Here is a 14,400-nt window from a genome sequence, read left to right as displayed (position 1 = left end):
ATGACTTCTGTACAGTCCCTGACACGGTTGCCTTGCGGCAACCGGGTTCTTGATTTGGCCCGGACGCATGTCATGGGTATTCTTAATGTCACTCCCGATTCCTTCTCCGATGGCGGCCGATACGCTCAGATCGACGCGGCCTTGCGCCATGCTGAAGGCATGGTTGCGGCTGGCGCGACGCTGATTGATGTTGGTGGCGAATCCACTCGCCCTGGCGCTCGCGCGGTATCACCGCTGGAAGAGCTGGAGCGCGTGGCGCCTATTGTGGAGCTGATCAATCGCGAGCTCGACGTGATCATCTCGGTCGATACCTCAACTCCCGCCGTGATGCGCGAAACAGCGCGACTGGGTGCCGGGTTGATCAACGATGTGCGATCGCTGCGACGAGACGGCGCCCTGGATGCGGCGGCGGCCACAGGATTGCCCGTCTGCCTCATGCATATGCTCGGTGAGCCCGGTGATATGCAGGACGATCCGCAGTATCAGGATGTCACTCGGGAGGTAGGCGAGTTTCTCGCCGAGCGCATGGCTCAATGTGCGCTGGCGGGTATTCCGTCCGAGCGAATCATTCTTGATCCTGGATTCGGCTTCGCCAAAACCTTGCAGCACAATCTAAGCTTGTTCAAGCATATGGAAGCCCTGCATGCGTTGGGTCGACCGTTATTGGTTGGTGTTTCACGCAAGAGCATGATCGGGCATGCGTTGAATCGTCCAGTGGGCGAGCGCCTGCATGGTGGGCTGGCACTGGCTGCATTGGCGTCGGTCAAAGGGGCGCGTATATTGCGCGTCCATGATGTGGCAGAAACGGTAGATGTGGTGCGGATGATCGCGGCCGTCGATTCAGCCGAATAAGAAAGATGGAGCGCTTATGAGCAAGAAATACTTTGGTACTGACGGCATTCGTGGTCGAGTCGGTGTATATCCTATTACTCCTGACTTCATGCTCAAGCTCGGCTGGGCTGCCGGCATGGCGTTCCGCAAGATGGGCGCCTGCAAGGTGCTGGTCGGTAAGGACACACGAATTTCCGGCTACATGTTCGAGTCGGCGCTTGAGGCTGGGCTGACGTCTGCAGGTGCGGATGTGATGCTGCTTGGCCCGATGCCGACGCCGGCCATTGCGTACCTGTCGCGCACTTTTCAGGCTGAGGCAGGCATCGTGATCAGTGCTTCGCACAATCCGCATGATGATAACGGCATCAAGTTTTTCTCCGGTAAGGGGACCAAGCTGCCGGATGAGCTGGAGTTGATGATCGAAGAGCTGCTCGACACGCCTATGACCGTGGTCGAGTCGAGCAAGATCGGCAAGGTGTCGCGAATCAACGATGCCTCTGGTCGTTACATCGAGTTCTGCAAGAGCAGTGTGCCTACAGGCGCCAGTTTTGCCGGGCTCAAGATCGTCATCGACTGTGCCCATGGTGCGACCTATAAGGTTGCCCCAAGCGTTTTTCGCGAGTTGGGTGCACAAGTCGTCGTGTTATCGGCCCAGCCTAATGGTTTGAATATCAACGACAACTGCGGCTCTACCCATATGGGTCAGCTCCAGGCAGCGGTTCTGGCGGAACACGCTGATCTGGGTATCGCTTTTGATGGTGACGGTGATCGGGTGCTGATGGTCGATCACACTGGCGCCATCGTTGATGGTGACGATTTGCTATTCATCATTGCCCGTGACCTGCATGAGCGTGGAAAATTGCAGGGAGGCGTAGTTGGCACCCTGATGAGTAACCTCGGTCTGGAGTTGGCGCTCGCAGAGCTTTCGATTCCATTTATTCGTGCCAATGTCGGCGATCGCTACGTGATCGCCGAATTGCTGGAGCGGAATTGGCTGGTCGGTGGTGAGAACTCAGGGCATATCGTTTGCTTCAATCACACGACCACTGGCGATGCGATCATTGCTGCGTTGCAAGTGCTGATGGCGCTCAAGGCGCGTAACGAAGGCCTCGCACAAGCCCGACAAGCCTTGCGCAAGTGCCCTCAGGTGCTGATCAATGTGCGTTTCGGTGGTGGCGAAAACCCGCTGGAGCATCCGGCAGTCAAGGAAGCCGGCGCGCGCGTGACCCAAGCAATGGCAGGGCGTGGACGCGTACTTTTGCGTAAGTCCGGTACAGAGCCTCTGGTGCGTGTAATGGTCGAAGGCGAGGACGAAGCGCAGGTTCGCGGTTATGCTGAAGAACTGGCAAAACTGGTAACTGAAGTTTCTGCCTGATTCGGCTTGCAAGCCATGATTGTGTTGGGTAACATCTGCGCCCACTTTGACCGACGAGGTACAGCATGCGTCGCCCTATGGTAGCTGGTAACTGGAAGATGCACGGTACCCGCGCCAGCGTCGCTGAGCTGATCAACGGCCTTCGTCATCTGGCCTTGCCAAGCGGTGTTGATGTCGCGGTATTCCCGCCTTGCTTGCATATCAATCAAGTGATTGATGGTTTGAAAGGCAAATCGATTTCGGTCGGTGCGCAGAATTCTGCGGTGGAATCCATGCAAGGTGCATTGACCGGTGAAATTGCGCCGAGTCAGTTGGTGGATGCAGGTTGTTCCCTAGTGCTTGTCGGGCACTCTGAACGCCGCCAGATAATGGGTGAGCGAGACGGAGTGCTGAATCGCAAGTTCGCAGCGGCACAGGCATGTGGCTTGATTCCGGTGTTGTGCGTGGGGGAGACCCTCGAGCAGCGCGAAGCCGGTAAAACTCTTGAGGTTGTCGGGCGTCAGCTGGGCAGCATCATCGAGGAGCTGGGTGTTGGTGCTTTTGCCAAGGCAGTCATTGCTTACGAGCCAGTCTGGGCCATTGGCACCGGGCTGACTGCAACGCCGCAGCAGGCGCAGGATGTGCATAAAGCCATTCGCGAGCAGTTGGCGGCAGAAAATTCTGAAATCGCACGAGGTGTGCGGCTTCTATACGGCGGCAGCGTGAAGGCGGCCAATGCGGTCGAACTGTTCGGCATGCCGGATATCGATGGGGGGCTCATTGGTGGAGCTTCCCTGAATGCAGATGAGTTCGGTGCGATTTGTCGCGCCGCGGGAAACTGAAAAAATGCTGGAAACAGTCGTAGTCGTTTTTCATCTGCTGGGTGCATTGGGCGTAGTTGCTCTGGTTTTGCTGCAGCAGGGTAAGGGTGCGGACGCTGGCGCGTCTTTCGGAGCAGGTGCTTCAAATACTGTGTTCGGAAGCCAAGGTTCCTCTACCTTTCTTAGTAAGTTTACTGCTATACTTGCCGCCGGTTTCTTCATAACCAGCTTGGGGTTAGGTTACTTTGCTAAAGAGAAGGCTCATGAGCTGACTCAAGCAGGATTACCAGATCCAGCAGTGTTGGAAGTACCTAAGCAACAACAACCGGCTTCTGATGATGTCCCGGTGCTTCAAGAGCAAAAGTCGGCTACTCCAGCGACTGACGTACCTCCAGCTCAAGAGCAGAAGTAAGAAGGGTTTCAAACGTAGTTTTGCCGAGGTGGTGGAATTGGTAGACACGCAACCTTGAGGTGGTTGTGCCCATAGGGTGTAGGGGTTCGAGTCCCCTTCTCGGTACCAATTAGTCAGGAGAGCCCGCTGTTGCGGGCTTTCTTGCAGGTGGAAGGTTACATTGACCCTATAAGGGATCGGTCGTATACTTCTGCCCCAGCTTTGTCGCGGGGTGGAGCAGTCTGGTAGCTCGTCGGGCTCATAACCCGAAGGTCGTCGGTTCAAATCCGGCCCCCGCAACCAGTTTAAGGAGCCCCTTTTAAGGGGCTTTTTGTTAGCTGGACACTTTCAACGCCGCTGTTCGACGGCGTTTCAAGGATGGGCGTTAAGCCCATTTTTTTATTTTGCATAGCATGCACATATCATGCACTAGGGGGTTCAGGTGTCGAGCAAGCTAGAAGAGTTGCAGGCCTTGCTGGCCCCGGTGGTCGTGGCCCTAGGCTATGAATGCTGGGGTATCGAGTTCTCGGCTCAAGGTCGTCACTCGATGTTGCGCGTTTATATTGATAAAGAGGGCGGTGTGCTGGTGGACGATTGCGCCATTGTCAGCCGTCAGATCAGCGGTGTACTGGATGTTGAAGATCCGATCTCCGTTGAATACACCCTCGAAGTTTCCTCGCCTGGCATGGAGCGCCCACTGTTCACTCTTGAGCAGTTTGCAAAATTTGCCGGTGAACAAGTGAAGATCAAGCTGCGCTCGCCTTTTGAAGGTCGACGCAACTTTCAGGGCCTTCTGCGCGGTGTAGAAGAACAGGACGTCGTGGTGCAGGTAGAAGACCATGAGTTCCTGTTGCCGATCGATATGATCGACAAGGCCAACATTATTCCCAGTTTTGACTGAGACGCGGATCCCGCGGATCCAATGGCTTGCGAAAGGCGAGGCGTACGATGAGCAAAGAAGTACTGCTGGTTGTTGAGTCGGTATCCAATGAAAAGGGCGTACCGGCAAGCGTAATTTTTGAAGCGCTGGAGCTGGCTCTGGCCACTGCTACCAAAAAGCGTTTTGAAGACGAAGTTGACCTGCGTGTGGAAATTAACCGCCACACCGGTTCTTACGAAACTTTCCGTCGCTGGACGGTTGTCGAAGAGAATGATCTCGACGATCCGGCTATCGAAACCTGGCCGAGCAAGGTTGCCGAAACGCATCCAGGCGCCCAGGTTGGCGACGTCGTCGAAGAAAAGATCGAATCCATCGAGTTCGGCCGCATTGCTGCACAGACTGCCAAGCAAGTCATTGTGCAGAAAGTGCGTGAAGCCGAGCGCGCTCAAGTGGTCGACGCCTATCGCGAGCGCCTGGGGGAAATCATCTCCGGCACCGTGAAAAAAGTCACCCGCGATAACGTGATCGTCGATCTGGGCAACAACGCTGAAGCGTTGCTGGCCCGTGAAGACATCATCTCTCGCGAAACCTTCCGTGTCGGCGTACGTCTGCGTGCGCTGCTCAAGGAAATCCGCACCGAGAACCGCGGCCCGCAGCTGATCCTGTCGCGTACCGCGCCGGAAATGCTTATCGAGTTGTTCCGCATCGAAGTGCCGGAAATTGCTGAAGGGCTGATCGAAGTAATGGCAGCGTCCCGTGATCCGGGTTCGCGCGCCAAGATCGCCGTTCGCTCGAAAGACAAACGCATCGACCCGCAGGGCGCTTGCATCGGTATGCGCGGTTCGCGCGTCCAGGCAGTGTCCGGTGAGTTGGGCGGCGAGCGTGTTGATATCGTCCTGTGGGACGACAACCCGGCTCAGTTCGTGATCAACGCCATGTCCCCGGCTGAGGTTGCGGCAATTATCGTTGACGAAGATGCCCACGCCATGGATATCGCCGTTGGCGCAGACAATCTGGCTCAGGCCATCGGTCGTGGTGGTCAGAACGTGCGTCTGGCGAGCCAGTTGACTGGCTGGACCCTGAACGTGATGACCGAATCGGACATCCAGGCTAAGCAGCAAGCAGAAACCGGCGACATCCTGCGCAACTTCATCGACGAGCTGGAAGTCGACGAAGACCTGGCACAGGTGCTGGTAGATGAAGGCTTCACCAGCCTGGAAGAGATTGCCTACGTACCGTTGGAAGAAATGCTCAACATCGACGGCTTTGACGAAGACACCGTCAACGAGCTTCGCGCTCGTGCCAAGGATCGTTTGTTGACCAAAGCCATCGCTACTGAGGAAAAGCTGGCAGACGCCCATCCGGCCGAAGACCTGCTCTCGCTTGAGGGTATGGACAAGGATTTGGCGATGGAACTGGCGGTGCGCGGCGTAATTACCCGCGAAGACCTGGCCGAGCAGTCTATTGACGACCTGCTCGACATCGACGGCATTGACGATGATCGTGCCGGCAAGTTGATCATGGCCGCCCGAGCCCATTGGTTCGAGTAATTAGGCGCGGCCTGAGGAGAGAAGTGCATGACGCAAGTCACGGTGAAACAACTGGCCGATGAGGTCAAAACACCGGTAGAGCGCCTGTTGCAGCAGATGCGTGAGGCAGGTCTGCCGCACACCGCCGCCGAAGAAAATGTGACTGACAGTGAGAAGCAATCCCTGCTGACTCACTTGAAGAGCAGCCACAAGGCGAAAGTGGAAGAACCACGCAAGATCACGCTGCAGCGTAAAACCACCAGCACCCTGCGTGTTGCTGGCAGCAAGAGCATCAGCGTTGAAGTTCGCAAGAAGAAAGTTTTCGTACAGCGTAGCCCGGAAGAAATCGAAGCCGAGCGCAAACGTGAACTGGATGAGCGTCGCGCAGTAGAAAATGCTGCCCGTCAGAAGGCTGAAGAAGAAGCCAAGCAACGCGCCGAAGAAGAAGCGCGTCGCCAGCCTGCTGCTGCGCAAACCGCTATCAGCGCCGCCGTTTCGGCGCCGGCTACAGCTGCCGAACCAGTACGCGAAAGCGCACCGGTGGCCGCCGCTCCGGCACCGTCTGCTGACGTTCGTAACAAGCAGAACGAACAGCGCCGTCCGGACAAACCACGTGCCGACGACAACAATCGTCGCAGTGGCGGTGGTGATGGCGAGCGTAAAAACGCTCCGCATCGCGCATCGGTCAAAGAGAAAGCACCAGCACCACGTGTCGCGCCACGCACTACCGACGAAGAAAGCGATGGCTTCCGTCGTGGTGGTCGCGGCAAGGCCAAGCTGAAGAAGCGCAACGCTCACGGTTTCCAGAGCCCAACCGGCCCTGTCGTGCGTGATGTGCAGATCGGCGAGACCATCACCGTTGGCGATCTCGCCAATCAGATGTCGGTCAAGGCTGCGGAAATCATCAAGTTCATGTTCAAACTGGGTACTCCAGCGACCATCAACCAGGTGCTTGATCAGGAAACTGCTCAACTGGTAGCCGAAGAACTGGGCCACAAAGTGACCCTGGTCAGCGACACCGCTCTGGAAGATTCCCTGGCCGAGTCCCTGAAGTTTGAAGGTGAGTCGTTCTCCCGTGCTCCAGTCGTGACCGTAATGGGCCACGTTGACCACGGTAAGACCTCGCTGCTCGACTACATCCGTCGTGCCAAGGTAGCTGCTGGCGAAGCCGGTGGTATCACCCAGCACATCGGTGCATACCACGTTGAAACCGAACGCGGCATGGTCACCTTCCTCGACACCCCGGGTCACGCCGCGTTTACCGCAATGCGTGCCCGTGGTGCCAAGGCGACCGACATCGTGATTCTGGTCGTTGCAGCCGATGACGGCGTAATGCCGCAGACCATTGAAGCTGTTCAGCACGCGGTAGCGGCTGGCGTTCCACTGGTGGTTGCAGTCAACAAGATCGACAAGCCGGGCGCTGATCTCGATCGCATCCGTAGCGAACTGTCGGTTCACGGCGTGACGTCGGAAGAGTGGGGCGGTGATACGCCGTTCGTACCGGTTTCGGCGAAAGTCGGTACTGGCGTGGACGAACTGCTCGAAGCTGTTCTGCTGCAAGCCGAAGTTCTCGAACTGAAAGCGACCCCTTCGGCTCCTGGCCGTGGTGTTGTGGTTGAATCGCGTCTCGACAAAGGTCGTGGCCCGGTTGCAACCGTTCTGGTTCAAGACGGTACCCTGCGCCAAGGCGACATGGTGCTGGTCGGTTCGAACTATGGCCGCGTTCGCGCCATGCTCGACGAGAACGGCAAGCCAATCAAGGAAGCCGGTCCTTCCATCCCTGTCGAGATCCTCGGCCTGGACGGTACCCCGGACGCTGGCGACGAGATGAGCGTAGTTGCAGACGAGAAGAAAGCCCGTGAAGTGGCTCTGTTCCGTCAAGGCAAGTTCCGCGAAGTCAAACTGGCTCGCGCTCACGCCGGCAAGCTGGAAAACATCTTCGAAAACATGGGTCAGGCAGAGAAGAAGACGCTCAACATCGTCCTCAAATCCGACGTCCGTGGTTCGCTGGAAGCTTTGCAGGGCGCTCTGAATGGCCTGGGCAACGACGAAGTGCAAGTGCGCGTAGTCGGTGGCGGTGTCGGTGGTATCACCGAATCCGACGCCAACCTGGCACTGGCTTCCAACGCTGTACTGTTCGGCTTCAACGTGCGTGCCGATGCTGGCGCACGGAAGATCGTCGAGCAGGAAGGTCTGGATATGCGTTACTACAACGTGATCTACGACATCATCGAAGACGTCAAGAAAGCCCTGACCGGTATGCTCGGCAGCGATGTTCGCGAGAACATCCTGGGTATTGCCGAAGTGCGTGACGTGTTCCGTTCGCCGAAGTTTGGCGCGATCGCAGGCTGCATGGTGATCGAAGGTGTTGTGCACCGTAACCGTCCGATCCGCGTACTGCGTGAAGACATCGTTATCTTCGAAGGCGAGCTGGAATCCCTGCGCCGCTTCAAGGATGACGCTTCCGAAGTACGTGCCGGCATGGAATGCGGTATCGGCGTTAAGAGCTACAACGACGTCAAAGTCGGTGACAAGATCGAAGTCTTCGAGAAGGTTCAGGTTGCTCGCAGCCTCTAACTCGCGCACTTCAGGAGCCGTGATGGTTGGCCGCACTGTAATGTGCGGCGCATCACCCGGACTCTAAACGCAACGCCCGGTCTGGCTTTTGTCAGGCCGGGCGTTTGCCGCTTTCAGACCTTGCGGGTTTCACCGTGAGGCAGTAACAGGTAACAAATCATGGCAAAAGAATACAGCCGTACCCAACGTATCGGCGATCAGATGCAGCGTGAGCTGGCCCAGCTGATCCGTCGTGAAGTCAAAGATCCGCGCGTCGGTCTGGTCACCATTACCGCAGTGGAAGTTTCCCGTGACGTGGGTCACGCGAAGATTTTCATCACCGTGATGGGGCAGGACAACGCCGAAGACATCGCGCAAAGCATCAAGGTGCTGAATGCCGCCGCAGGTTTCCTGCGTATGCAACTGGCCCGCGAAATGAAGCTGCGCAGCGTGCCGCAATTGCATTTCCACTACGACGAATCCGTCGTCCGTGGCGCGCACCTGTCGGCCCTGATCGAGCGCGCCGTGGCTGAAGACAATCAGCACCCGGCAGTTGCTGAACCTGAAGACACCAAGGAGTAACTCGGTGGCTCAGGTCAAACGTATCCGTCGTAACGTCAGCGGTATCATCCTGCTCGACAAGCCGCTGGGGTTCACCTCCAACGCCGCGTTGCAGAAGGTTCGCTGGCTGCTCAACGCCGAGAAGGCCGGGCACACTGGCAGTCTTGATCCGCTGGCCACCGGCGTATTGCCGCTGTGCTTTGGTGAGGCAACCAAGTTCTCGCAGTATCTGCTCGATTCCGACAAGGCTTATGAAACCCTGGCGCAACTGGGCAAGACCACCACCACGGCGGATGCCGAGGGTGAGGTTTTGCAGGAGCGCCCGGTGACCGTTGGTCGCGCCGATGTTGAGGCTGCCTTGCCGAAATTTCGCGGTCAAATCAGTCAGATACCGCCGATGTACTCGGCGCTCAAGCGTGATGGCCAGCCGCTGTACAAGCTGGCCCGTGCAGGCGAAGTAGTGGAGCGCGAACCGCGTTCTGTTACTATTGCGCGCTTGGAATTACTGGCCTTCGAAGGCGATACTGCGCGTCTCGCGGTGGACTGCAGCAAAGGCACCTATATCCGCACCCTGGTGGAGGATATCGGTGAGCAACTCGGTTGTGGTGCGTACGTCGCAGAATTGCGCCGTACCCAGGCCGGGCCTTTCACCCTGGCGCAGACTGTCACCCTCGAAGAGCTCGAAGCGGTACATGCCGAAGGCGGCAACGAAGCGGTCGACCGCTTCCTGATGCCACCGGACAGCGGCCTGCAGGATTGGCCGCTGCTGCACTTTTCGGAAGCGAGCGCGTTCTACTGGCTCAACGGCCAGCCGGTACGTGCCCCGGATGCTCCGAAGTTCGGCATGGTGCGGGTACAGGATCACAATGGTCGCTTCATCGGTATCGGTGAAGTGAGCGAAGACGGGCGTATCGCGCCACGTCGTTTGATTCGGTCGGAATGACCGAAACCAGTCTGTGTAACAGCAGGCTGGCGAGTGTGGCTGTTAACAGGCACGGTCACGACTCATTTATAGATACAGGGATTTGTCCCTGGCCTGTTGAAGCTGTTTCTTTGAAACAGTTTCCTGATAAAAGGATTGCCTCATGGCTCTCGACGTTCAAGAAAAAGCTCAAATCGTTGCTGACTACCAGCAAGCTGTTGGTGACACCGGTTCGCCAGAAGTGCAAGTTGCACTGCTGACCCACAACATCAACAAGCTGCAAGGTCACTTCAAGGCCAACGGTAAAGATCACCACTCCCGTCGTGGTCTGATCCGCATGGTAAACCAGCGTCGCAAGCTGCTGGACTACCTGAAAGGCAAGGATCTGGGTCGTTATCAGACTCTGATCGGTCGCCTGGGTCTGCGTCGCTAATAAGCGATTGCGCTATGAGGTTGGTTGTCTGTCAGACGCCGGCGGTTTCCGCCGACGTCCGGCAGGCTCCCAGCCTCAAGTTTTATCTGGATACACGTTTTACCCTGGACAGGCGTTGGGCCGATTCCCGACATTGCCCAAGAATTTCGCAAGAAACCAGTTCCCCCAAGAGCCACAAAGAAGGTAGGACACCGTGAACCCGGTAATCAAAAAATTCCAGTTCGGTCAGTCGACCGTTACCCTCGAGACTGGCCGTATCGCCCGTCAGGCCTCCGGCGCAGTATTGGTCACCGTTGACGACGACGTCAGCGTATTGGTGACCGTTGTTGGTGCCAAGCAAGCCGATCCGGGCAAGGGCTTCTTCCCTCTGTCCGTTCACTACCAGGAAAAGACTTACGCTGCCGGTAAGATCCCTGGCGGTTTCTTCAAGCGTGAAGGCCGTCCTTCCGAGAAAGAAACCCTGACTTCCCGACTGATCGACCGTCCGATCCGTCCGCTGTTCCCTGAAGGTTTCATGAACGAAGTGCAGGTTGTCTGCACCGTCGTTTCCACCAGCAAGAAGACCGATCCGGACATCGCTGCGATGATCGGTACCTCGGCTGCCCTGGCTATCTCGGGCATCCCGTTCGACGGCCCGATCGGCGCCGCGCGTGTGGCTTTCCACGAAAGCACCGGCTACCTGCTGAACCCGACTTACGAGCAGCAAGCTGCTTCGAGCCTGGACATGGTTGTTGCCGGTACTTCCGACGCCGTGCTGATGGTTGAATCGGAAGCCAAAGAGCTGACCGAAGACCAGATGCTGGGCGCAGTACTGTTTGCTCACGACGAATTCCAGGTGGTGATCAACGCCGTCAAAGAACTGGCCGCTGAAGCTGCCAAGCCAACCTGGAACTGGGCTCCACAGCCTGAAGCCACCGAGCTGCTGGGCGCTATCCGTGCCGAGTTCGGCGACGCGATCTCCCAGGCTTACACCATCACCATCAAGGCCGACCGTTACGCTCGCCTGGGTGAGTTGAAGGATCAAGTGGTTGCCAAGCTGTCCGGCGAAGAAGGCCAGCCGACTTCCGCTGAAGTCAAAGCTGCTTTCGGCGAAATCGAATACCGCACCGTTCGCGAAAACATCGTAAACGGCAAGCCACGTATCGACGGCCGCGACACCAAAACCGTACGTCCGCTGAACATCGAAGTCGGCGTTCTGCCGAAGACCCACGGTTCGGCGCTGTTCACCCGTGGCGAAACCCAGGCCCTGGTAGTCGCGACGCTGGGCACCGCCCGTGACGCACAGCTGCTGGACACCCTGGAAGGCGAGAAAAAAGACCCGTTCATGCTGCACTACAACTTCCCTCCGTTCTCGGTAGGCGAGTGTGGTCGCATGGGTGGTGCTGGTCGTCGTGAAATCGGTCACGGCCGTCTGGCCCGTCGCTCGGTTTCGGCAATGCTGCCTGCCGCTGACGTGTTCCCGTACACCATCCGTGTGGTTTCGGAAATCACCGAATCCAACGGTTCGAGCTCGATGGCTTCCGTTTGCGGCGCTTCCCTGGCCCTGATGGACGCTGGTGTGCCGATGAAGGCGCCGGTTGCCGGTATCGCCATGGGTCTGGTTAAGGAAGGCGAGAAATTCGCAGTCCTGACCGACATCCTCGGTGACGAAGACCACCTGGGCGACATGGACTTCAAAGTAGCCGGTACTGCCAAAGGCGTTACCGCACTGCAGATGGACATCAAGATCAAGGGCATCACCGAAGAGATCATGGAAATCGCTCTGGGCCAAGCCCTGGAAGCGCGCCTGAACATCCTCGGTCAGATGAACCTGATCATCGGCCAGTCGCGTACCGAACTGTCGGCCAACGCTCCGACCATGATCGCGATGAAGATCGACACCGACAAAATCCGTGACGTTATCGGTAAAGGTGGCGCGACCATCCGTGCGATCTGCGAAGAAACCAAGGCTTCGATCGACATCGAAGACGACGGTTCGATCAAGATCTTCGGCGAAACCAAGGAAGCTGCAGAAGCTGCTCGTCAGCGCGTTCTGGGTATCACCGCTGAAGCCGAGATCGGCAAGATCTACGTTGGTAAGGTTGAGCGCATCGTCGACTTCGGCGCATTCGTCAACATCCTGCCGGGCAAGGACGGTCTGGTTCACATCTCGATGCTGAGCGACGCTCGCGTTGAGAAAGTGACCGACATCCTGAAAGAAGGCCAGGAAGTGGAAGTGCTGGTACTGGACGTGGACAACCGCGGCCGTATCAAGCTGTCCATCAAAGACGTGGCAGCGGCCAAGGCTTCGGGCGTTTAATCAGCCCAAAGCGTTAGCGCAATAAAAATGCCCCTCCGTGAAAACGGCGGGGCATTTTTTTGTCTGGCATAAGATCAAAAGATCTCAGCCTGCGGCAGCTCCTACACAAACGGTGTGATAACCAGATCGTGCAGGCGCTACAGCAGGCTGCGATCTTTGCTTTTGTGAAAACCGGTGCTAGGTTTAGCCCACTGCCCGTGTAGCTCAGCCGGTAGAGCAGCGCACTCGTAACGCGAAGGTCGCAGGTTCGATTCCTGTCTCGGGCACCAGTAAAATAAGGGCTTCACGGCTACTGATCAGTTGTTAAGAATGCTTGTGACAGCAGGGTGACAGCATTCCGCTCGATAACGTGGTGCGGAAAGGGCGGATTCGCAATAAGCCGACTCCGATCAAGCAAGGACGAAGTAGGAGCCAGGTCATGGCGAGTTACCCGCAGCGAGTCTGGGAAAACATCATTCCGCTGTCTGTAGGCAAGACGCTGCCAGAGGCCTTCGAGGAGTGGTCTTTTAAGGACGTGGTGAGGGATCACGAGCACCCGACTGAGACGTGTGAGCTTTGTGATCAGGAGTCGCTACGCTATCAGTTTGAGATTCGAAACGCGCTCACAGGCCACGCGCTTTGGGTGGGTTCTCAGTGCATCCTCAGATTCGGTGTTTCGGTATTTGAAGCGGGCCGAAAACTCTCCGCAAAGGACACACAGAAAAAGCTGGATCGATTGACGCAGAAGATGCGCGACGATGCTTGCTTGCGATCGCTGCAGAAGCTCGCCGACGCAGAGGGCGGCTCAATACTCGCTAACGCACTTCGCTACTATCAAGGCCATGGGTACCTTTCTCCGAAATTCGCCTTCGTGGTTCTGTGGAGGCTGAAGGAGAACGACGTCGACCATAGCCCTTCTTTTTTCAAGGTTGCCCTTCGGCGTGATCAGCATAAAAAGGACCTGCGGGAGATGAAGCTATCGAGCGTTCATATGATCTGGCCGGCGCTGTCTTCTTCTCAACGCGAACTGGCAATAAGGCTTGGGCATCGCCCGCCGCCACCGCCCTTACCGTCACCGCCATCGTTTCCAAATCTTCCACCCTTACCGCTTTCTAAAGGGTTACTGTGGTCCCGGTCCCTGATCTTCAGAACCGTCGTTGAGCATGAGGCGTTTCGAGCCGCGGCGCGCACTCCAAGACCTGCCGCCAGTAACTCCTTCACGCGCTTGTGCAGATCCTCATCTATCGGCCGACCCTGGTACTTGCCGACGGCCCTAGCCTTTGCGATCCCCTGCGCCTGGCGTTCGCGGCGCTGCTCGTAATCCTTGCGTGCGATCGCGGCCATCATTTCCACCAGCATGGAATTGATCGCGCCCAGCATCCGGCCGGTGGACTCGTCTCCCTTTGTGTCCTGCATTCCTTGATAGCTCGTCGGCAGGTTGAGCGCAACGATGCGCAGGCCTTTGGAGTCGATCGCCGACTTCGGCTTCTGCCAGTCTTCCACGGGAAGGCGCGAGAGGCGGTCTATCGACTCCACCAGCAAGACGTCATTGAGCAGGCGCAGCAGCTCAGGCCGGTCTGCCGAGGCGCCGCTGACGTTCTCCAAGTAGACGCTCGCGATCACCTTGTTGTGGTCGGTGGCGAATTGCTCGAGCGATGCCCGGGCGCGGCGGGTGTCCTGCTCTTCGCTCGATGCTCGGAGGTATGTGCTGTCGGAATGTAGTGGTCAACTAATCCCGGACACGACGTTAAGTTTTTTCTCGGCCTGAGCTGGGGCCAGTCCGTTGTTGAATTGGTGCGGTCTAATCCAGTTGTACCGATGCATCAGGTAATGACTGATGTCGC

At 57.3% G+C, this 14,400-nt stretch carries 11 protein-coding genes, 3 tRNA genes and 1 pseudogene; 14 read left to right on the top strand and 1 reads right to left on the bottom strand.

The genetic code is table 11. The features are described from left to right. From folP to CKW18_RS23910, 14 genes are all read left to right on the top strand, one after another. A complete protein-coding gene (gene folP / locus CKW18_RS23975; RefSeq protein ID WP_095191059.1) occupies positions 1-852 on the top strand; it encodes a dihydropteroate synthase in 852 nt (283 codons plus the stop codon). Between the two features lie 16 nt (positions 853-868). Then, the gene (gene glmM / locus CKW18_RS23970) at positions 869-2,206 is read left to right on the top strand and encodes a phosphoglucosamine mutase (RefSeq protein WP_095191058.1); all 1,338 of its coding nucleotides are present in this window, start codon (positions 869-871) and stop codon (positions 2,204-2,206) included. A 65-nt stretch (positions 2,207-2,271) separates the two neighbouring features. After that, entirely contained in the window at positions 2,272-3,027 is a 756-nt protein-coding gene (gene tpiA / locus CKW18_RS23965) for a triose-phosphate isomerase (protein ID WP_095191057.1), read from the top strand. 4 nt (positions 3,028-3,031) lie between these two features. Then, on the top strand, positions 3,032-3,418 hold the full coding sequence (secG, locus tag CKW18_RS23960; RefSeq protein WP_095191056.1) for a preprotein translocase subunit SecG: 387 nt from the start codon (positions 3,032-3,034) through the stop codon (positions 3,416-3,418). Between the two features lie 22 nt (positions 3,419-3,440). Further along, positions 3,441-3,526: transfer RNA gene (locus CKW18_RS23955), tRNA-Leu, on the top strand. A gap of 97 nt (positions 3,527-3,623) precedes the next feature. Next, positions 3,624-3,700 (top strand) — tRNA-Met (locus CKW18_RS23950). Between the two features lie 139 nt (positions 3,701-3,839). Then, positions 3,840-4,298: a ribosome maturation factor RimP gene (gene rimP, locus CKW18_RS23945; RefSeq protein WP_007973115.1), complete on the top strand. Its 459-nt coding sequence runs from the start codon at positions 3,840-3,842 to the stop codon at positions 4,296-4,298. Between the two features lie 47 nt (positions 4,299-4,345). Beyond that, positions 4,346-5,827 (top strand): transcription termination factor NusA, encoded by a 1,482-nt coding sequence (nusA, locus tag CKW18_RS23940; protein WP_095191055.1) that lies wholly within the window; start codon positions 4,346-4,348, stop codon positions 5,825-5,827. A 27-nt stretch (positions 5,828-5,854) separates the two neighbouring features. After that, a complete protein-coding gene (gene infB, locus CKW18_RS23935; RefSeq protein ID WP_095191054.1) occupies positions 5,855-8,383 on the top strand; it encodes a translation initiation factor IF-2 in 2,529 nt (842 codons plus the stop codon). 159 nt (positions 8,384-8,542) lie between these two features. Then, positions 8,543-8,944, top strand: coding sequence for a 30S ribosome-binding factor RbfA (gene rbfA / locus CKW18_RS23930; RefSeq protein ID WP_095191053.1), 402 nt, complete (start codon positions 8,543-8,545; stop codon positions 8,942-8,944). Positions 8,945-8,948: 4 nt separating this feature from the next. Beyond that, positions 8,949-9,866, top strand: a complete 918-nt coding sequence (gene truB / locus CKW18_RS23925; RefSeq protein WP_095191052.1) for a tRNA pseudouridine(55) synthase TruB — start codon at positions 8,949-8,951, stop codon at positions 9,864-9,866. Positions 9,867-10,008: 142 nt separating this feature from the next. Further along, on the top strand, positions 10,009-10,278 hold the full coding sequence (gene rpsO / locus CKW18_RS23920; RefSeq protein ID WP_003177875.1) for a 30S ribosomal protein S15: 270 nt from the start codon (positions 10,009-10,011) through the stop codon (positions 10,276-10,278). Between the two features lie 193 nt (positions 10,279-10,471). After that, positions 10,472-12,577 carry a polyribonucleotide nucleotidyltransferase gene (gene pnp, locus CKW18_RS23915; protein ID WP_095191051.1) on the top strand — a complete coding sequence of 702 codons (2,106 nt, stop codon included), beginning with the start codon at positions 10,472-10,474 and terminating at the stop codon, positions 12,575-12,577. 193 nt (positions 12,578-12,770) lie between these two features. Further along, a tRNA-Thr gene (locus CKW18_RS23910) sits at positions 12,771-12,846 on the top strand. An 844-nt stretch (positions 12,847-13,690) separates the two neighbouring features. On the opposite strand, the pseudogene CKW18_RS23900 reads toward CKW18_RS23910, so the two are convergent. Then, a pseudogene (locus tag CKW18_RS23900) lies at positions 13,691-14,260 on the bottom strand (recombinase family protein); the annotation flags it as partial. Between the last annotated feature and the right edge of the window lie 140 nt (positions 14,261-14,400).

The sequence above is a fragment of the Pseudomonas sp. Irchel 3E19 genome, assembly GCF_900187585.1.
In the GTDB taxonomy this organism is placed as follows: domain Bacteria; phylum Pseudomonadota; class Gammaproteobacteria; order Pseudomonadales; family Pseudomonadaceae; genus Aquipseudomonas; species Aquipseudomonas baetica.
This window is presented reverse-complemented; position numbering and strand designations above follow the sequence as displayed.